Origin of the sequence: Pseudomonas sp. B1-22 (genome assembly GCF_050474425.1) — a bacterium.
GTDB lineage: Bacteria > Pseudomonadota > Gammaproteobacteria > Pseudomonadales > Pseudomonadaceae > Pseudomonas.
In genome coordinates this window covers 1064272-1083640 of record NZ_JBCHVH010000002.1, presented here as the reverse complement: position 1 = coordinate 1083640, position 19369 = coordinate 1064272, and the positions used below count along the sequence as shown (strand labels likewise).

The 19369-nt window shown below is 66.7% G+C and carries 13 protein-coding genes; 3 read left to right on the top strand and 10 right to left on the bottom strand.

Annotated elements, in window-relative coordinates:
* Positions 1-32: 32 nt before the first annotated feature.
* Positions 33-1016 carry an NAD(P)/FAD-dependent oxidoreductase gene (locus tag ACQ5BL_RS11820; RefSeq protein ID WP_207886072.1) on the bottom strand — a complete coding sequence of 328 codons (984 nt, stop codon included), beginning with the start codon at positions 1014-1016 and terminating at the stop codon, positions 33-35.
* A gap of 271 nt (positions 1017-1287) precedes the next feature.
* Here ACQ5BL_RS11820 and ACQ5BL_RS11815 point away from each other — a divergent pair, with 271 nt between their 5' ends.
* The 3 genes from ACQ5BL_RS11815 (at position 1288) to ACQ5BL_RS11805 (ending at position 5172) form a co-directional block, all read left to right on the top strand.
* Positions 1288-2205, top strand: coding sequence for a TIGR01777 family oxidoreductase (locus ACQ5BL_RS11815; RefSeq protein WP_243806611.1), 918 nt, complete (start codon positions 1288-1290; stop codon positions 2203-2205).
* 114 nt (positions 2206-2319) lie between these two features.
* Entirely contained in the window at positions 2320-3342 is a 1023-nt protein-coding gene (gene hemH, locus ACQ5BL_RS11810; protein ID WP_243806609.1) for a ferrochelatase, read from the top strand.
* 465 nt (positions 3343-3807) lie between these two features.
* Positions 3808-5172, top strand: a complete 1365-nt coding sequence (locus tag ACQ5BL_RS11805; RefSeq protein ID WP_207886069.1) for a spinster family MFS transporter — start codon at positions 3808-3810, stop codon at positions 5170-5172.
* Positions 5173-5432: 260 nt separating this feature from the next.
* On the opposite strand, the gene ACQ5BL_RS11800 is transcribed toward ACQ5BL_RS11805, so the two are convergent.
* The 9 genes from ACQ5BL_RS11800 to ACQ5BL_RS11760 form a co-directional block, all read right to left on the bottom strand.
* On the bottom strand, positions 5433-8489 hold the full coding sequence (locus ACQ5BL_RS11800; protein ID WP_243806606.1) for a multidrug efflux RND transporter permease subunit: 3057 nt from the start codon (positions 8487-8489) through the stop codon (positions 5433-5435).
* Positions 8490-8604: 115 nt separating this feature from the next.
* Positions 8605-9717: an efflux RND transporter periplasmic adaptor subunit gene (locus ACQ5BL_RS11795; protein ID WP_243806597.1), complete on the bottom strand. Its 1113-nt coding sequence runs from the start codon at positions 9715-9717 to the stop codon at positions 8605-8607.
* 377 nt (positions 9718-10094) lie between these two features.
* The gene (locus ACQ5BL_RS11790) at positions 10095-11189 is read right to left on the bottom strand and encodes a DUF1513 domain-containing protein (RefSeq protein WP_243806595.1); all 1095 of its coding nucleotides are present in this window, start codon (positions 11187-11189) and stop codon (positions 10095-10097) included.
* A gap of 84 nt (positions 11190-11273) precedes the next feature.
* Positions 11274-12335: an imelysin family protein gene (locus ACQ5BL_RS11785; protein ID WP_243806593.1), complete on the bottom strand. Its 1062-nt coding sequence runs from the start codon at positions 12333-12335 to the stop codon at positions 11274-11276.
* Between the two features lie 15 nt (positions 12336-12350).
* The gene (locus tag ACQ5BL_RS11780) at positions 12351-13772 is read right to left on the bottom strand and encodes a di-heme oxidoredictase family protein (RefSeq protein ID WP_243806591.1); all 1422 of its coding nucleotides are present in this window, start codon (positions 13770-13772) and stop codon (positions 12351-12353) included.
* A 197-nt stretch (positions 13773-13969) separates the two neighbouring features.
* On the bottom strand, positions 13970-15313 hold the full coding sequence (locus ACQ5BL_RS11775) for an imelysin family protein (RefSeq protein WP_243806583.1): 1344 nt from the start codon (positions 15311-15313) through the stop codon (positions 13970-13972).
* 290 nt (positions 15314-15603) lie between these two features.
* Positions 15604-17682, bottom strand: coding sequence for a putative bifunctional diguanylate cyclase/phosphodiesterase (locus ACQ5BL_RS11770; RefSeq protein WP_243806581.1), 2079 nt, complete (start codon positions 17680-17682; stop codon positions 15604-15606).
* A gap of 192 nt (positions 17683-17874) precedes the next feature.
* Positions 17875-18456, bottom strand: a complete 582-nt coding sequence (sodB, locus tag ACQ5BL_RS11765; RefSeq protein WP_152225940.1) for a superoxide dismutase [Fe] — start codon at positions 18454-18456, stop codon at positions 17875-17877.
* 309 nt (positions 18457-18765) lie between these two features.
* Complete coding sequence (locus ACQ5BL_RS11760; protein ID WP_243806580.1) at positions 18766-19368, bottom strand: LysE/ArgO family amino acid transporter; 603 nt, start codon at positions 19366-19368, stop codon at positions 18766-18768.
* Position 19369: the final 1 nt, after the last annotated feature.

Here is a 19369-nt window from a genome sequence, read left to right as displayed (position 1 = left end):
GGCCTTCTCTGCGGGAGAAGACCGCAGCGGACTCAGAGGTGTTCCAGCAGGCGGCGGGCGGCTTCCAGGCCGCTCAGCCAGGCGCCTTCGACACGACCCGAGAGGCACCAGTCGCCGCAGGCGTAGATCCCCAGGTCGGCGTCGGCCAGCGCACCGAACTGGTGGGCCTCCATCGGCCGGGCGTACAGCCAGCGGTGGGCGAGGGCGAAGTCGGGGGCGTGCACGGCACAGCCGATCAGCTCGGCGAAGGCGCCACGCAGGTGCTCGATCACGCTCTCCTTGGGCAGGTCGATGTTCTGCTTGCTCCAGCTGCTGCTGGCATGCAGCACCCAGGTATCGAGCTGCCCGTCACGGCCGGGCTTGGAGCGGTTGCAGGCCAGCCAGGAAAGCGGGCCCTCATGCACGAAGCAGCCCTGCACCGGCGTCTGCAACGGCTCGGCGAAGCCCAGGGCGACGGCCCAGGTCGGCTCCATCGGGATGCTCGCTGCCGCCGCCGCCAGCTTCGGTGCGCTGGCCAGCAGCGCGCCGGCCTGGGGCGCCGGGGTGGCGATCAGCACACGGCTGAAGGGGCCGTAGGTCTGGCCTTCGGAGTCCTGCAGGTGCCAGTGCTGCTCGCCGCGATAGACCTCGGTGATGCGGCAGGAGAAGGTGACGGTCTGGTCCTGCAGCAGGGCGCGGGTGATCGCGCTCATGCGCGGGGTGCCGACCCAGCGCGGTTGTTCGTCCGGCGACGGGCTCAGTTCGCCGTCGCGGTACTGGTACAGGGCCGGGTCCCATTCGGCGACCCAGCCTTGTACGCGCCATTTCTGGATGGCGTCGAGAAAACGTCGATCGCGGGCGGTGAAGTATTGCGCGCCGAGATCGAGGGCACCGGCTTCGGTTCGCTTGCTGGCCATGCGGCCGCCGCTGCCGTGGCCCTTGTCGAATAGCTGGACGTCCTGTCCTGCGTCCCGCAGGGCGTGGGCGGCCGAGAGTCCGGCGATACCGGTGCCAATGATGGCAATGGGGGCGCTCATGACGTGCCTCGTTGGTTGTCTGTTTCAGAGTAACGAGCGTGGTTGGCTTGTACAAATGGTTTGATCTGTACAATCGTTTGACTGCCAACGCGCCCGTGATCGGCAGGAATCCGATCATCGGAACCTTCTGCGTCTCATCGGTTCCTTCATGAATGAGAGCAGCCGGTTCCGGCAAATAAAGCGTAGACCCTCAGCGCTGTCCGGGCAGGTGCAAGCGCCGCTGTGTCGTCCAGACTGAGGGTGGGTGGAACACACTGACAAGGAGTTCGCCATGCATATTCTGTTGACCGGTGGCACCGGGCTGATTGGCCGTCGCCTATGCCGCCAGTGGACCGCCGCCGGGCATCGCCTGACGGTGCTCAGCCGCCAGCCGCAGCGGGTCGCCGCGTTGTGCGGCGAGCAGGTGCGCGGGATCGCTGACTTCCAGGACTACGGTGACGAGCCGCTGGACGCGGTGGTCAATCTGGCCGGCGCGCCGATCGCCGACAAACCCTGGAGCGCCGCGCGCAAGGCGCTGCTGTGGGACAGCCGGGTAGGGCTGACCGAACGGCTGGTGGCCTGGCTTGAGTCGCGCAGCCAGCGCCCCAGTGTGCTGATCAACGGTTCGGCGGTGGGCTGGTACGGCGATGCCGGCGAGCGGCCGCTGGAGGAAAACAGCGCGGCGGCCGGCGAGGATTTCGCCAGCGAGTTGTGCCTGGCGTGGGAGCAGATCGCCCGCGAGGCCAAGGCGCTCGGTATCCGCGTGGTGCTGGTGCGCACCGGGCTGGTCCTGGCGCCCGAAGGCGGCTTCCTCAAACGCATGTTGCCGCCGTTCCGCCTGGGGCTGGGCGGCCAGCTGGGGAACGGCCGGCAGTGGATGTCCTGGATCCATATCGAAGACCAGATCGCCCTCATCGATTTTCTTTTGCAGCGGGCCGATGCCGAGGGTCCCTATAATGCCTGCGCGCCGCAGCCGGTGCGCAACCGCGACTTCACTCGTGAACTGGGGCGGGCAGTGCACCGGCCGACCGTGCTGGGCGTACCCGGCTTCGCCCTGCGCCTGATGCTCGGCGAGTTGTCGGTACTGCTGCTCGGTGGGCAGCGTGTAGTGCCGCGCCGGCTGCTGGATGCGGACTTCACCTTCCGCTTCCCCGAGATTCAGGACGCCCTGGCGGACGCCCTGGCGGACGTGCTGCGCGAGCAGCGCTGAGCCACCGCGCCCTGCGGCAATAGCGCCGGGCCGTGGGGCAATCCGCTGCGTGTAAACTGCGCAGCCCCACCGCTCCCGCCCGGCGAGATCGTGAACCGATTCCAAGGACATTGCATGACCCAAAACGCCCTCCTGCTGGTCAACCTGGGTTCGCCGGCTTCCACCCAGGTCGAGGACGTGCGCCGCTACCTCGATCAGTTCCTCATGGACCCCTACGTGATCGACCTGCCATGGCCGATCCGCCGCCTGCTGGTGTCGCTGGTCCTGCGCAAGCGCCCCGAGGAATCGGCCCATGCCTATGCATCGATCTGGTGGGACGAGGGTTCGCCGCTGATTGTGCTCAGCCGCCGCCTGCAGGAGGCGATCCGTCCCTACTGGCCGCACGGCCCGGTGGAGTTGGGCATGCGCTATGGCGAGCCGTCCATCGAGTCGGCGCTGCTGCGCCTGAGCCAGCAGGGCGTCACCCAGGTGACCTTCGCGCCGCTCTACCCGCAGTTCGCCGACAGCACCACCACCACCGCCATCGAGGAAGCGCGCCGGGTCATGCGCGAGCGCGGCCTGAGCTTCGAATTGAAGGTGCTGCCGCCGTTCTATGCCGAAGCGGAGTATCGCCAGGCGCTGGTGGACAGTGTGAAGCCGTATCTGGAACAACCCTACGACCACCTGCTGCTGAGCTTCCACGGCCTGCCCGAGTCGCACATCCGCAAGCTGGTGAAGGACAAGCGCCACGACCTGACCGCCAGCTCCAGCCGCGGGATGAGCGATGAGGTGATGGCGGTCTGTTACCGCAGCCAGTGCCTGCGCACGGCGGAGGATTTCGCTGCAGGCGCTGGGCTTGCGGACGGGACCTGGTCGGTGTCGTTCCAGTCGCGCCTGGGCCGCAACAAGTGGATCGAGCCTTACACCGAGGCGCAGCTGGACAAGCTCGGCAAGCAGGGCGTGAAGCGCCTGCTGGTAATGTGCCCGGCCTTCGTCGCCGACTGCATCGAGACGCTGGAGGAAATCGGCCAGCGCGGCAGCGAGCAGTTCCGCGCGGCGGGCGGAGAAGAGCTGGTGCTGGTGCCCTGCCTGAACGATCAGGAGCTGTGGGCGAAGGCGCTGGCGAAGCTGTGCGAGCGGATGCCGACGGCGGTCTGATTCTACTTCGGCGCGGGGCATTGCCCTCTCCCTAACCCTGGCTGCGCGCCCCGCTCCGAAGGGAGAGGGGACATTCGTGCTGGTCATGCTGCAGTGCTATCCGGCGAGCTCGAATAGCTCCCTCTCCCTTCAGTCAGGTAGGGCGTTATCTGCCACGGCGGATAAAGCGTTCCGCTTTATGCGCCCTACAAATCGGCGAGCGGTTGTCCTGGGCTCTTTGTAGGAGCGAGCTTGCTCGCGAACCCGCTTGGCATCAGAGCCGCCGGACAGTCTGTTCGCGAGCAAGCCCGCTCCTACAGGTGTTTCCAGCAAAACCCCTCAGCCAACTCCTGACCACCCATCCATCAGCCAACGGCCGCCGCCCGCATTCAGAGACCTGATAGTGCGCGCGCCGCCGGTTCACTGTGCCTACCCTGCGGGTTCTCCCCATCGCCATCGCCGCGTTGGCGGCGTCCAGGAGCCCGCATGCACAACAACAATAACGGCTACCCCTCCAGTGCCGTGGCATGGTCCACGGTCGCGATCCTCATGGTCGCCTACGTGCTGTCCTTCATCGACCGGCAGATTCTCAACCTGCTGGTCGGCCCCATCCGCCGCGACCTGGAAATCAGCGACACGCAGATGAGCCTGCTGATGGGCCTGTCCTTCGCGCTGTTCTATACCCTCTGCGGCATCCCGCTCGGACGCATGGCCGACAGCCGCAGCCGGCGCGGGCTGATCACCGTCGGCGTGCTGATCTGGAGCGCGATGACCGCCGCCTGCGGCCTGGCCCGGCAGTATTGGCACTTCCTGCTGTTCCGCGTCGGCGTCGGCGTGGGCGAGGCGGCCTTGTCGCCTGCCGCCTATTCGCTGATCGCCGACAGCTTCCCGGCCCACCGCCGCGCCACGGCCATCAGCGTGTACTCCATGGGGATCTACCTGGGCTCGGGCCTGGCCTTCCTGCTCGGCGGCCTGGTGATCAAGTTCGCCTCGGCCCAGGGTGACGTGCACCTGCCGATCCTCGGCGAAGTGCGGCCGTGGCAACTGATCTTCCTGCTGCTCGGCGCCGCCGGCGTGCTCTTCACCCTGCTGATGCTGGCGGTGAAGGAGCCGACCCGGCGCGGCGTGGGTGCCGGCGTGGTGGTGCCGATGAGTGAAGTCGGCGCCTACCTGCGTGCTAACCGCAAGACGGTGATCTGCCACAACTTCGGCTTCGCCTGCATCTCCTTCGCCAGCTACGGCAGCGGCGCCTGGATTCCGACCTTCTTCGTGCGCACCTATGGCTGGGACGCCGGCCACGTGGGCGTGGTGTACGGCAGTATCGTCGCGGTGTTCGGTTGCCTGGGCATCGTCTGCGGTGGCCGCCTGGCGGACTACTGGGCGAAGCGCGGGCGCACCGACGCGAACATGCGCGTGGGCCTGCTGGCGGCGGTCCTGGCGATCCCCTTCACCCTGGTCTATCCGCTGCTCGATAGTGGCAATGCCGCGGCGGTGCTGATGGCGCCCATCGTATTCTTCCTCGGCATGCCGTTCGGCGTCGCGCCGGCGGCGATCCAGGAGATCATGCCCAACTCCATGCGCGGCCAGGCGTCGGCCATCTACCTGTTCGTGGTGACGCTGCTCGGCCTCGGCGTCGGCCCGACCGCCATCGCCCTGGTGACCGACTACGTGTTCGCCGACGACATGGCGCTGCGTTACTCGCTGCTGATCGTCAGCCTGGTGGCGCTGAGCGCCGGCGCCTTCCTGCTGGCGCGGGGGCTCAAGCCTTACCGTGCAAGCCTGGAGCACCTGAAGAGCTGGAGCCTGAAAGGGGAGAGCGCCGGCGATGCGATGCAGCGCCAGCCGGCGTGATTTCTTCTGTCTTGTTCCGGATAAATCCGTGCCTGGGCCATCCCCCTCACCCCAGCCCTCTCCCTCAGGGGGAGGGGGCTGATCGTGCCAGCTGACGCCAAGGTTTCATCCTGCACCGAACGGTTCTCTCTCCCGCTGGGAGAGGGCTAGGGTGAGGGTAGGCCCGAGCACCGGACTATCTCGTAGAAGCGGGCCATGCCCGCGATGGCGGACAAGGTCCGCCGCTCCAAAAAAAGCCCCGCTGATGCGGGGCTTTTTCATCAGTGCGCCGAAGCCGGCGCTCCGTCACCGACAGGCTTCGGGTCCTCCTTCGCCAGCAGCGTGTACACGCACGGCAGCACGAACAGGGTGAACAGCGTACCCACGCTCATGCCGGTGGCGATCACCACGCCGATGTCGAAGCGGCTCACCGCGCCGGCTCCGGTGGCGAGCAGCAGCGGGATCACCCCGAGCACCATGGCGGCGGTGGTCATCAGCACCGGGCGCAGGCGGATGGCGGCGGCTTCCTCCACCGCCTCGCGCACCGACAGCCCGCGCTCGTGACGCAGCTGGTTGGCAAACTCGACGATGAGGATGCCGTGCTTGCTGATCAACCCGATCAGCGTCACCAGCCCGACCTGGGTGTAGATGTTCAGGCTCGACAGGCCGAGGAACAGCGGGATCAGCGCGCCGCAGATCGACAGCGGTACGGTGACCATGATCACCAGCGGGTCGCGGAAGCTCTCGAACTGCGCCGCCAGCACCAGGAAGATCACCGCCAGTGCCAGGGCGAAGGTGATCATCAACGCGTTGCCTTCCTGCACGAACTGCCGCGAAGCGCCGGCGTAGTCGAAGGCGAAGCCGCGCGGCGATTCCTGCTCCGCGATGCCGCGCACGGTGTCGATGGCCTCGCCCATGCTGACCATCGGCACGCCGGAGATGATCGCCGAGTTGAGCTGCTGGAACTGGTTGAGCTGGCGCGGCCGTGCGCGCTCGTGGAAGGTCACCAGGGTCGACAGCGAGATCAGCTGGCCGCTCTGGCTTTTCACGTAGTAGTTGCTCAGCCAGCCCGGGTTGTCGCGGTAGGCGCGCTCGACCTGGGCGATCACCTTGTAGCTGCGCCCGTCGATGGTGAAGCGATTGATCTCGCCCTCGCCCAGCAGCGCACCCAGGGCGACGCCCAGGTCCTGCATGGTCACGCCCATCTGCGCGGCCTTGGCGCGGTCGATGTCCACCGCCAGTTCAGGTTTGTCGAAGGCCAGGTCCAGGTCGAGGAAGGCGAACTTGCCCGACTCCTCGGCACGCTTCTTCACCCGCTCGGCCACCTGCAGCAGCGACTGGTAGTCGCTGGCGGTGTTGATCACGAACTGGAATGGCAGGCCCTCGCCAGTGCCCGGCAGCGACGGCAGGTTGAAGCCGAAGATCTGCAGGCCGGGGATCTTGTCCAGCTCTCCCTGCACCGCCTGCAGCAGCTCCATCTGGCTGCGCTGGCGCTCGTCCCAGGGCTTGAGCAGCATGCCGCCGATGCCGGTCTGCACGCCGTTGTAGCCGTTGATCTGGAACGCGGAGTAGTACTCGGGGAAGGTGCGGAAGATGCCCTCGAACTCGGCGGTGTACTTCGACAGGTAATCCAGGTTCGCGGTCTGCGGCGCGTTGGACATGATGAAGACGATGCCCTGGTCTTCCTCCGGCGCCAGTTCCTTGTGGGTAAACATCATCAGCAGGGGGATGATCGCCAGCACCAGCGCGGCGAACACCAGCACCACCGGCCGGCTGTTCAGCGTGCCGTGCAGGGTGCGCTGGTAGCGCTGCTTGAGCGCCTCGAAGATCAGGTCCAGGCGATGGGCCAGGCCCGTGGGGTTCTCGTCGTGGCGCAGCAGGCGCGAGCACATCATCGGCGACAGGGTCAGGGCGACGATGCCGGAAATGATCACCGCGCCCGCCAGGGTGAAGGCGAACTCCTTGAACAGCGCACCGGTGAGGCCGCTGAGGAAGCCGATGGGGGCGTACACGGCGGCCAGGGTGATGGTCATGGTCACCACCGGCACGGCGATTTCCCGCGCGCCCTCGATGGCGCCCTGGAACGGCGTCTTGCCTTCCTCGATGTGGCGGTGGATGTTCTCCACCACCACGATGGCGTCGTCCACCACGAGGCCGATGGCGAGCACCATGGCCAGCAGCGTCAGCAGGTTGATCGAGTAACCCATCATCTGCATGAAGAACAGCACGCCGATCATCGACAGCGGGATGGTCACCACCGGGATGATCACCGAGCGCAGCGCGCCGAGGAACAGGAAGACCACCACGATGACGATCAGGATCGCCTCGCCCAGGGTCTTCACCACCTCGTCGATGGAGGCCTGGATGAAGCGCGTGGCGTCGTAGGCGATGGTCACCTTCAGGCTCGGCGGCAGCTGTTCTTCCAGCTCCGGCATCCGGGCGCGGACTTCCTTGATCACGTCCAGCGGGTTGGAGCTGGGCGTGCCCTTGATGCCGATGTACACCGAGGGGATGCCGTTGAACGAGCTGACCGCGTCGTAGCTCGCCGCGCCCAGTTCGATGCGCGCCACGTCGCCCATCAGCACGCGGCGATCGCCCTCGGTCTTGAGTGGAATGGCGGCGAAGGCTTCCGGGGATTTCAGGTCGGTGGAGGCGTTCACCGAGGTGACCACCATCTCGCCCTTCACCTCGCCGGCGGCGGAGAGGAAGTTGTACTGGCGCACCGCGCTGTCGATGTCGCCGGCGGTGATGCCGTAGGCGGCCATCTTCACCGGGTCCAGCCACAGGCGCATGGCGAACACCTGGTTGCCGAGGATCTCGGCCTCGGCGATGCCGGGCAGGGTGGCAAGCTTGGGCTGGATCACGCGGGACAGGTAGTCAGTGATCTGCGGGTTGTTCATCTGCTCGCTGAAGAAGCTGATGTACATCAGCGCCGAGGCGTCGGCGGCTTCCTTGTCCAGTACCGGGTCTTCGGCGTCGGGCGGCAGCTGGGTCTTCACCTCGCCGATCTTCGACAGCAACTCGGTCACCAGGCGGTCGGTGTTGGCGCCGATGTGCGCGTAGATCGAGATCACCGAGTAGTTCTGCCGGCTCACCGAGGTCATGTAGTCAATGCCTTCGGCGCTGGCGAGGCTCTGCTGCAGCGGCTGGGTGATGTAGCCCTGGATGGTTTCGGCGTTGGCGCCGGCATAGAAGGTGGTGACGGTGATCAGCGCGTTTTCCATCTGCGGGTATTCGCGGATCACCAGCCGGCTGAAGGCCTGCATGCCGAGCAGGACGATCAGCAGGCTGACCACGGTCGCCAGCACCGGGCGACGGATGAAGGGATCGGTGAACATACTCTCAATCCTTTGTGTTCGGATTTGCTGCGCGTCGGCCATGCGGCGTTGCCTGGCTCCAACTCGCGAAATCCGTACTCTCGCTGTCCTCGCCAGGGCGAGGCACTGCTGTCTGTTACTGCGCGTCCGGAACGATCGCCACCGGCGTGCCGCTGTCGAGCTTGAGCTGGCCGGAGGTGACCACCCGCTCGCCGGCCTTCAAACCCTCGACGATGACCACGCTGCCTTCGCGGCGCTCGCCGGTCTTGATGAAGCGGCGCTCCACGGCGAGGACGGGCTGGCCCTTGTCGTCGGCCTTCACCTTGCCGTCCTTGTCCTTCTGCGGGCCGACCACGTACACCGAGTTGCCGTAGAGGGTAAAGGCCACGGCGGTTTCCGGGACCACGATGCGCGGCGCGCTGTCGGGCAACTGCACTTCCAGGTTGGCGAACATGCCCGGCAGCAGCTTGCCGTCGGGGTTGGTCATGCTGGCGCGGACCAGCAGGTTGCGCGTCTCGTTGTCCACCCGCGGGCTGAGCGCGTCGATACGCGCCGCGAAGGTCTGCCCGGGATAGGCCGCGACCCGCACGCTCACCGCCTGGCCGGGCTTGAGCAGGGGGAAGTCCTGTTCCGGCAGGAAGAAATCGACCAGCAGGGTGGAGAGGTCCTGCAGGGTGACGATCTCGGTGCCCGGCGAGACGTAGTCGCCCACGTCCACCCGGCGGATGCCGACGGTGCCGTCGAAGGGCGCGAGGATGCGCTTCTTCGCCAGCGCCGCGCGCAGCTGCGCCACGGTGGCGGTGGAGCGGTTCAACTGGGCGGCGAGGCGGTCGTAGTCGCTCCTGGATATGGCCTGACGGTCGATCAGGTTGCGGCCGCGCTCGTATTCCACCTTGGCCAGTCCCAGGTCGGCCTCGGCACTGCGCAGGGTGGCCTGCTCGACGTCGTCGTCCATCTGCAGGATGGGCTGGTCGCGCTTGACCTTGTCGCCGGAGACGAACTGGATATTGCGCACGATGCCCGCGACTTCGGCGGTCACCGTTACGCCCTGTACCGCGCGCAGGGTGCCAATGGCCGGCAGGCGGCTTTGCCATTCGCGCTGCACGGCGTCGGTCGCGGTGACGCTGACCGGCGGGCGCGGTGCCGAGAACATGGCGATCTGTTTCTGGATGGAGAGGTATTTCGAGCCGGCGAGCACCGCAACGATGACGGCAACCACGCCCAGCATGATCAGCATGCGGCGCAACATCTTCCTGTTCCTTGGTACGTGCCTGGCAGCAATCCTCCGCGATTCGCTCGTCCGGATACTGCAGGACGGCCTTCCGTTCGCGGGATGTCGATCAGGCCATGAAGCCGATACGGGGGACGCCCCATTGCGGGGCGGAATTGCGCACCTTATGCCTGATCGGGCGATGAGTCAAAGGGTGGCGATTACAAGGCGTTTCGCGAAGAAACCGATGTGATTGCGCGCAAATTGCGCTGAATCGGTGCGGCGCCGTGGGAGGGACGCCACCGCCGTGTAGCCGATCCTGGCCTGGGGCATTTCGGCGCGTTCGCCGGAGATACCCGCAAGGAGCGGCGGGCAGACACCTGGCGATCGTGCGGTGAGCGGCCCGGAGCGGGTGTTCAGGCCAGGTACAGGTGGTTGTCCCAGAACGCTGGCGGAAGCTCCAGCGGAGCGGCTGCGATGCGCTCGCCACGGCAGTCGTAGAAGCGGCAGCGGCCCTGCCCGGAGGTGACGACGAAACCGTCCTTCACCGCACCCACGCCGGCGCAGTCGGGCAGTGGCGCGTCCAGGCGCACGGCGCCGGTATCCAGGTCCCAGATGAAGAAGCGGTTACCGCGCGGGGCGGTCAGCGCCACCAGGCGCAGGTCGCTGTGGATGGCGACGCTGGCGGTGTACTGGGTCATCGCCAGGCGCTGCTCGTCGGCCAGGGGGAAGGGCTGGAAGGGTTGGCCGGGGCGCTTGATCGCGAGCAGGTCGGCATGGTCGTGGGCGTCGCCCATGTACTGCTGGCCGGCGACTATGGTGCCGTCGGCGGCGATGGCCAGGTGGCGCACGCTGTTCATCTGCTGCGCCAGGGTTTCCCTGGAGATCAGCGAACCGTCGCGCTGCATCAGCACCAGGCTCGGCTCCATGGCGTCGAGGTTCATCTCCACGCGGCTTTCGGCTTCGGTGCGGATGCCGCCGTTGGCCACCACCAGCGTTTCGCCGTCCGGCATCCAGGACACCTGGTGCGGGCCGAGGCCGTGGGTGGAAATCTCGCCCGTGTGGCTGAGCTGGTTGCCGTCGAAGCGGTAGACACCGAGCACGCCGCGGCCCGGATCGGTGGTGTCGTTCTCGGTGGCGTAGAGCCACTCGCCGTCCTTGTGCCACACGCCGTGGCCGTAGAAGTGGCGGTCGGCTTGCGAGTCGAGGGTCTGCAGCAGGCGGCCGTCATTCAGATCGATCAGGTAGCTCTGCCGGCCCGGGCGGCGGGCGACGAACAGCGCCAGCGGCAGGCTCGGGTGCTGCACCACGTCGTGGCAGCGCAGGCCCACCTGCGTGGCGAACACGCGGCTGCCATCCAGGCGGTAGCCCACGGCGTAGTGCTTGCCATCCGCGTCGTCACGGGCGGACAGCAGCAGGGGCTCCTTGCCCTTGCGCGACAGCGTCCAGCCGCCGAGGGTCAGGGCGCCGAGCAGCAGGCTGCCCAGGCCGAGTACGTGACGTCGCAACATGGCGTTCACCTCGTTCAATTTTTCTCTTCGATCGCGCGAGCTAGAGCCAGGCTCTCCAACGACGCATGGGCGACGCGTAGCCGATCAATCGCCGTCGTTGGCGTTGAAGCCCAACTGCACACCCAGTGCTTTCGCCAGATCGCTTTCATGCAGGCGGTGAACGGCATTGAGGCTGTCGTACAGCGCATTCAGTTGCTGGATGCCGGCCTCGTCCTTGAGCAGATCGCTGAGCGGCTTGTCGATCGCCTTCAGCTTGCCGTGTGTGTCGGCGTAGGCGGCGTCGATCTTGCCCGCCAGTTCCTTCTGCTCGGCCGGCAACAGGGCGCGCAGGCCCTTGCTGTCGGTGCCGTTCCACAGCGCCTGGGCGCCGGTCAGGCTGGCGTCCAGGCTCGCCAGGGAGGCGTCGCTGCGCCAGCCTTCGGCCTGGAACGGCTGCGGGATGCCCTTGCTCTGGCGGCCCAGCGGGGTGCCGAGCTTCTTCTTCAGCATGTCCAGGGCGGTGACTTGCACGCGCAGCAGTTCGGCGATGGCTTCGTGGGCGTCGGCGTAGCGGTCGTTGGGGAACTTGGAGAGCTGGGCGAGCATGCCGCCGTCCTGCTTCCACTGCGCCAGGATGCCTTCGGCCAGGGCCTGCTGGTGCGCGCCGATGGCTTCCAGCAGCGGGCAGTAGCGTGCCTTGGTCTCGGCGTTGGCCAGGTCGATCTTCGCGTCGAAGAGGATGTATTCGTAGGCGGTCAGGCCCTGGACCACGACGCTGGACTTATCCAGGGTCGCCGGGGTGATCGGGTTGCCGCTGCCCAGCAGCTGCTCGACCTGGCGCGCGACCAGGTTCTTCTTGTCCGGCCAGAACTGCACCTGCCAGGCGCGGTTGCCCTCGGCCAGCGGGCCGACCAGCAGCGGCTGCAGCTCGGCCCAGGCCTTCTGCGCGGCCAGGTAGTCGGCGCGGGCCTTGGCCAGGTCCTCGTTGCCCTGGCAGTAGGCCAGGGCGCTGGCGGCCAGGGCGCGGTCGGCGTCCACCCAGCGGCTGTAGGTCGGCAGGATCACCTGTTGGGCCAGCGTGGCGCTGGTGGTGGCCTGCGGGTCGGTGGGCGAGCAGGCGCCCAGGGCGATGGCGAGGCTGGTGATCAGTAGGCGGGGGCGGAACATGTTCGGCTCGGCTCCTTAGAGGGAATTCAGGAACGCCAGCAGGGCACTGCGCTGCTCGGCGTCGAAAGTCAGTACGCGCTGCCTGGCCGCTTCGGCTTCGCCACCGTGCCAGAGCACGGCTTCGAGCAGGTTGCGGGCGCGGCCGTCGTGGAGGAACTGGGTGTGGCCGTTGACCGTCTCGGTCAGGCCGATGCCCCACAGCGGCGGGGTGCGCCAGTCGCGCCCGCTGGCGAGAAATTCCGGGCGATTGTCCGCAAGGCCGTCGCCCATGTCATGCAGCAGCAGGTCGCTGTAGGGGCGGATGACCTGGTTGGCCAGTTCCGGCTCGGCGGCATTGGGCCCGGTGGTGAATTTCGGGGTGTGGCAGCTGGCGCAGCCGCTGTCGAAGAACAGGCCCTTGCCGGTCAGCACCTGCGGGTCGTCGACCTTGCGCCGCGCCGGCACCGCCAGGTTGCGGGCGTAGAAGGCGACCTGGTCGAAGATGTGCTGGCTGACTTCCGGCTTGCCGCCGTCGATGGCGTTGCGGCAGTCGACCTGCGCCTCGGTGCAGTCGTCGGTGGGGATCAGGTCGCTGGTCAGGCCCATGTCGCCGGAGAAGGCGTGGGCGTTCTGCTGGGCGACGTTGGGCTGCCCGGCCTTCCAGCCGAAGCGGCCGAGCGCAGTATCCTGGCGCGCATCGTCCCAGACCTGGTTGGCGCGGCCGCGAATGCCGTCGCCGTTGTGATCGTCCGGATCGGCGTTGGCGAGGATGTCCTCCTCACGGATCGATTCGAGCAGGCCCAGGCCGATCATCGGCGGGGCGATGCGTGCGGAGAACTGGGTGTTCGCCTGCATCGGGCCGTAGCCGAGGTTGCTGATGCGCAGGATCGGCTTGCGCAGCTCGACTTTGGTGCCGTCCTTGAAGGTCACCGGCACCGCTTCGTAATCCACCCGCACCTTGCCTTCGGGGGCTACGCCGGGGATGGCCGAATCCTGCAGCTGGCCGCCGTATACGGGCTCGGGCACCACGCCCAGGCGCTTTAGGGTGCGCGCATCTTCCGGGCCGGCCGGAATCGACAGGCGCACCAGCATGGACACGGCGTTGACGTCGTTGGGTTCCGGCGGATGGCCGCGGCCGTCCTTGATGTGGCAGTTCTGGCAGGCGTTGGTATTGAACAGCGGGCCCAGGCCGTCACGTGCGGTGGTGGTGGACGGGGCGATCACCCAGGGGTTGCGGAAGAAGCTGTTGCCGACGCTGAAGTCCAGGCGGCGGCTCGGCGTGAGGTTGGCCGAGGGCATGGAGTAGGCGTTGCGGTCGCTCTGGCCGACCGTGGCGGCGCCGCCGGAAAGCGCTTCGCCCGGCTCGGCCACCGCGTGCCGGGAAGTCTCCGGCTTGCATGCGGCAAGGGCGACGACAGAGAGCAGCGGTACCAGCAGAATGGCGCAACGGTGGAGCATGGACTTCAGTTCCAGAGCGTGAAATTGCAGCAGGTCATCTTATCAGGCGCGCACCAAATGCAAATCTGAAAAATTTGTATTCGAGGTTCAGCCATGCCTGCCCGCGAAAATGACGAAGCCCCGCGCGGCGGGGCTTCGCTGGACATTTTCCGGTTCATGCCGGCGCTGCGACGCGGAGCCGCAGCGCCGGCCGGCGATCAGAACTGGTGATCGGCGGTGTCCGGCTTCAGGTCCTGCACGCCAACCGCGGCGGCAGCCTTCTCGATGGCGCCGGTCTGCTTGACCAGCGAGGCGATGGCGTCGCGGATCTTCTGCTGATCGTCCTTGGCGTCCGGGGCGATCATTTGGTCGAAGTGCACACCGTCCTTCTCGGCACGGTCGACGATGGCCTGCATCTTGGCCTCGGTGGCTTCCAGGTCGGCCTTCAGGTCGCTGTCGGCCTGGGCGTTGGCCTTGGCCACCAGGTCGGACAGGCTCGGGCCTTTCACCACGCTGCCATCCACGCGCTTGTACTCGCCGGTGTAGATGTTGCGGATGCCCTTGGCATCGAAGAACAGGGTGTGGTGGGTGTCGTCGCTGAAGCAGTCGTGCTCGTCTTCGGTGGAGTTGGCTTCCAGGGCGACCTTCATGCGCTCGCCGGCCAGCTCGCCCAGGGACAGGCTGCCCAGGCCGAAGAACATCTTGCGCAGGTTGTTGTCGGCGCTGTCGGCTTCCAGCTTGGCGCGGTAGTTGTCGGCCACGCCGGCTTTCCAGTTGCCGGCCATCTCTTCCATCTGCGCCACCAGCAGGTCGGTGACGGCCTTCAGGTAGGCGGCGCGACGGTCGCAGTGGCCGTTGCTGCAGTCCTTGCCCTGCACGTAGTCGGTGTACTTGCGGTCGCCCGCGCCCGGCTTGGTGCCGTTCAGGTCCTGGCCCCAGAGCAGGAACTCGATGGCGTGGTAGCCGGTGGCGACGTTGGCTTCAGAGCCGCCCAGTTCGTTCAGGCTCAGCAGCTTCTCGCCGGTGATTTCCTTCACGTCGATCTTGTCTTCGCCAACCTGGATCTCGGTGTTGGCGACGATGTTGGCGGTGGCGCCGGCATTGCCTTCGGCGTGCTGGTAGTCCTTGGCGACGTAGTCGATCAGGCCTTCGTCCAGCGGCCAGGCGTTGACCGCGCCTTCCCAGTCGTCAACCACGGCGTTGCCGAAGCGGAAGCCTTCGCTCTGCGAGTAGGGCTTGCGCGCGGCCAGCCAGGCTTCGCGAGCGGCTTTCAGGGTGGCTTCGCTGGGCTTGGCGAGCAGCGCGTCGACGGCGGCCTGCAGGGCCTTGGCGGTGGTCAGGGCATCGCCGAAGGTGGCTTCGGCGATGTCGGCGTAGTTCTTCACCACGACCTTGACCGCGGCCTCGTCGACCTTGGCGGCGGTCGGGGCGTTGCTCTGGGCGCTGGCTGCCGGGGTGGCGGCCTGGTTCGCAGGGGCTTCGGCTTTCTTGTCATCGCCGCAGCCGGCGAGGGAAATGGCGATGGCGAGCAGGCTGGCAGTGGCCCAGGGCATACGTGTCATGACGGGTTCCTTTGAGGTGTAGGAGGCGCACGAGATCGAACTGCGTACGAAAAACGGCAACATAATGCGAAAGATTTGCATTTTTGAAAAGGGTATTCGAGGGGGGCTTTCGCGTCGGGTGGCCAGCAGGTCGCCACTGGGAGGAGTGAATGATGCTGTTCATGCAGGAGCGAGCTTGCTCGCGAACAGCCCGAGCGCCGGTGCCAGGCGGTTCGCGAGCAAGCTCGCTCCTACAGGGGCATGGTGCTGGCGATGGGGGTGGGTATTCCGCCGATCAGGCCGGGGAGGTGTCAGTGACGCTCCACCCCGCCGGAGCCGCCGCCGGCCACTTCGGCCAGGCGCCGGGCCTGCTTGAGGTAGAGGGTCAGCTCGCGCGCCGGCAGCGGCTTGCTGTACAGGTAGCCCTGCCCCTCGTGGCAGCCCTGGGCGATGATGTAGGCCTCCTGCTCGACCGTCTCCACGCCCTCTGCGATCACCTGCATACCCAGGCTCTTGCCCAGCTGGATGATGGCGCGAACGATGGTGGCGTCGTCGTCGTCCAGCAACAGGTCCTGGACGAAGCTCTTGTCGATCTTGATCTTGTCCAGCGGCAGGCTCTTGAGGTAACTCAGCGAGGAGTAGCCGGTGCCGAAGTCGTCGATGGCGATCAACGCGCCGGCGCGGCGCAGGCTGAGCAGGTGCTGGGCGGCGGTGGAGATGTCTTCCATCAGGCCCGTCTCGGTGACCTCCAGTTCCAGCGAGCGCGGCGGCAGGCGGTGCATCTGCAGCAGGTTGCTGACCACACGCGGCAGGGCGTTATGGCGCAGTTGCACGGTGGACAGGTTGACCGCCAGGCGCAGGTCGTCGAAGCCCTGGTCGTGCCATTCGCGCAGTTGCCGGCAGGCCTGGTCGAGGACCCACTCGCCGATGCTGAAGATGCAGCCGTTCTGTTCCGCCAGCGGGATGAACAGGTCCGGCGCGACCCAGCCCTGGGTCGGGTGCTGCCAGCGCAGCAGCGCTTCGACGCCGACCACGCGGTGATCGCGGTAGTCCACCTGCGGCTGGTAGACCAGGTGCAGTTCGCTGCGCGCCAGGGCTTCGCGCAGGTCCTTCTCCAGTTCGCGGCGGCGGCGCATCTCGCTGTCGACGCTGGCGATGTAGAACTGGTAGCGGTTGCGCGAGCGGCTTTTGGCCAGGGTCATGGTCTGCTCGGCTTTCTGCAGCAGCTTTTCGGTGGTCTCGCCGTCCTCGGGGAACAGGGTGATGCCGATGGTGGCGCGCAGGTGCACCAGGTGCTGGTCCAGCTCGAAGGGCGCTTCCAGGTCGTCGAGGATCTGCTGGGCCAGCTCGGCGGCCTCGTAGGGCTGCTCGATGTCGGCCTGGACCAGGGCGAACTGGTCGCCGCCCAGTCGCGCCAGGGCGCCCAGGTGCGCGCTGCGGGTGCGCAGGCGGTCGGAGAGGGCGATTAGCAACTGGTCGCCGAACTGGTAGCTGTACTGCTCGTTGATGCCCTTGAAGTCATCCAGCCCCAGGCACAGCACGGCAACGCGCCGCTGCAGGCGGGAGGCGCCTTCGAGGATCTGGTCCAGGCGCTGCTGCAGCAGCTTGCGGTTGGGCAGGCCGGTGAGGAAGTCGTACTGGGAAATGCGCAGCAGGCTGTCTTCGGCCTCGCGGCGCAAGTGGCCGTTGCGCTCGATGGAGGCGAGCAACTGGTTGGCGGTGGTGACCCACAGGCCCAGCTCGTCCTTCTCGTGGCCGTGGAGCATCGGCAGCTTGTGCTGGCTGGGGCGGTCCGGGTTGATCGAGGCGAGGTGCTCGATGATCTTCGACAGCGGCTTGGTCAGCAGCCAGTGGTAGACCATGAACAGCACCAGGCCCATGGCCAGGGCGCGGAGCAGGCCGGAGAGGAATATGATCCCCGAGGTGGTGACGAAGTCCTCGCCGTAGGGCGCGGTGTCCAGGGTGATCTTCAGGTCGCCGTAGTATTCGTTGGAACCGCCGCGGCCGGCCAGGCGGATGGCGTAGTTCTGCTCGGCGCCAAGGATCGGGTCGGTCAGCCAGCGGGTGGGGGACTCCAGCAGCGGGCGGGACTTTTCCGCCAGCATGGGTTCGTCGGGATGGCCGATGGCGGCATAGCGCACGGCCTCGTGCTGGAACAGCCCTTCGAGGACCTGCATCGCCATGTCCCGGTCCAGGCTGTAGACGGCCTGGGTGGAGGGGTCGCGGACCATCGCCAGGATGCGCTGGGCGTCGTTGTGGACGGCTTGGCGGGCCTTGTGTGCATCGAAAACGATCTGGGCACAGCTGAGCACAACCCCGACCACGAGGGCCGCGAGCAGTACCATTCGCAGCAGCTTGAGGGAGAGGCTGTGCCGGGGGTCCAGTTTCAAGGGTTTTTCCTTGTTCATCGCCGGGGGCGAAAGACTGGTCTGAGTATTGGCAATTGGCGCTATGGCGTCAAAGGGCCATCGTTGCATTTTTGACGGTTTAGGCCATTCAGGTTAGCCGACCCGGGCCTCTTGCGCGTACAGAACGAAGAAACCCGGCACAAGGCCGGGTTTCCAGGGTCACGCTGGGGGGAATCAGGCAGCGAAGTTCTTCGCCACGAAGTCCCAGTTCACCAGGTTCCAGAACGCTTCCACGTACTTCGGACGCAGGTTGCGGTAGTCGATGTAGTAGGCGTGTTCCCAGACGTCGCAGGTCAGCAGCGGGGTGTCGCCGCTGGTCAGCGGGCAGCCGGCGCCGATGGTGCTGGCCAGGGCCAGGGAGCCGTCGGCCTTCTTCACCAGCCAGCCCCAGCCGGAGCCGAAGGTGCCGATGGAGGTCTTGCTGAACTCTTCCTTGAACTTGTCGAAGGAACCGAAGGCAGCGTTGATGGCGTCAGCCAGGGCGCCGGTGGGCTGGCCACCGCCGTTGGGGCTCAGGCAGTTCCAGTAGAAGGTGTGGTTCCACACCTGGGCTGCGTTGTTGAAGATGCCGCCCGAAGAGGTCTTGACGATGTCTTCCAGGCTCTTGCCTTCGAACTCGGTGCCCGGAACCAGGTTGTTCAGGTTCACGACGTAGGTGTTGTGGTGCTTGTCGTGGTGGTATTCCAGGGTTTCCGCGGAAATGTGCGGCTCAAGGGCATTCTTCGCGTAAGGCAGCGGCGGCAATTCGAAAGCCATGTTCTCTCTCCTATCTCACTCAGTCTGGGCTAGCGCGGCGAACGCGCGACCGGTACACGGGGCCGGTTGAAGTATTTGTCGCGGCATCCGGGCGTAGCTGCAATGCGCCCCCAAGGGACCAGGGCAGCGCGCCAGTTGCGTCCGGAAGCCGTGGCTTCCGGCGCCGCGAAGGTCGGATCATAGCACCCGACCCTGGGCATATCCACGCAGCATCTGTAGGGTCAAAGGCCGTGCGGCAGGGCCACGCCGGAGCGTGTCCTCACTATGCTCCGACCGGGATGACGAATCGTCGTTCGGACTTTTTCCGCATCAGGCGGCAAATACCAGTTGCGCCGCCATGCCCAGCATCATCACCGCCACCATCAGGTCCACCAGCCGCCAGGTGGCCGGCCGCGCCAGCCACGGGGCAAGCCAGGCGGCGCCCAGGGCGAGGGTGAAGAACCACAGCAGCGAAGCGCTGGCCGCGCCCATGGCGTAGGCGCCGGGCGCTGCCTGCTGGGCGCCGAGGGAGCCGATCAGCAGAACGGTGTCGAGGTAGACATGCGGGTTGAGCAGGGTCACCGCCAGCGCCGCCATCAGCACCGTGCGGCGCGAGCGCGGACCGGTTTCTTTAGCGTCGGCCATGGCTTCGGGTGCGACTGCACGACGCAGCGCCTTGAGGCCGTACCAGAGCAGGAAGGTGACCCCGCCCCAGCGGGCGATGGCCAGCAGCGTGGGGTTCTCGGCGAGGACCTTGGCCAGGCCGAAGACCCCGGCGCTGACCAGAATGGCGTCGCACAGCACGCACAGCGCCGCCACTGACAGGTGGTGTTCACGGCGCAGGCTCTGGGCGAGGACGAAGGCGTTCTGCGCGCCGATGGCGATGATCAGGCCGGCGGCGACCAGCATGCCGTTCAGGTAGCTCTGCCACATG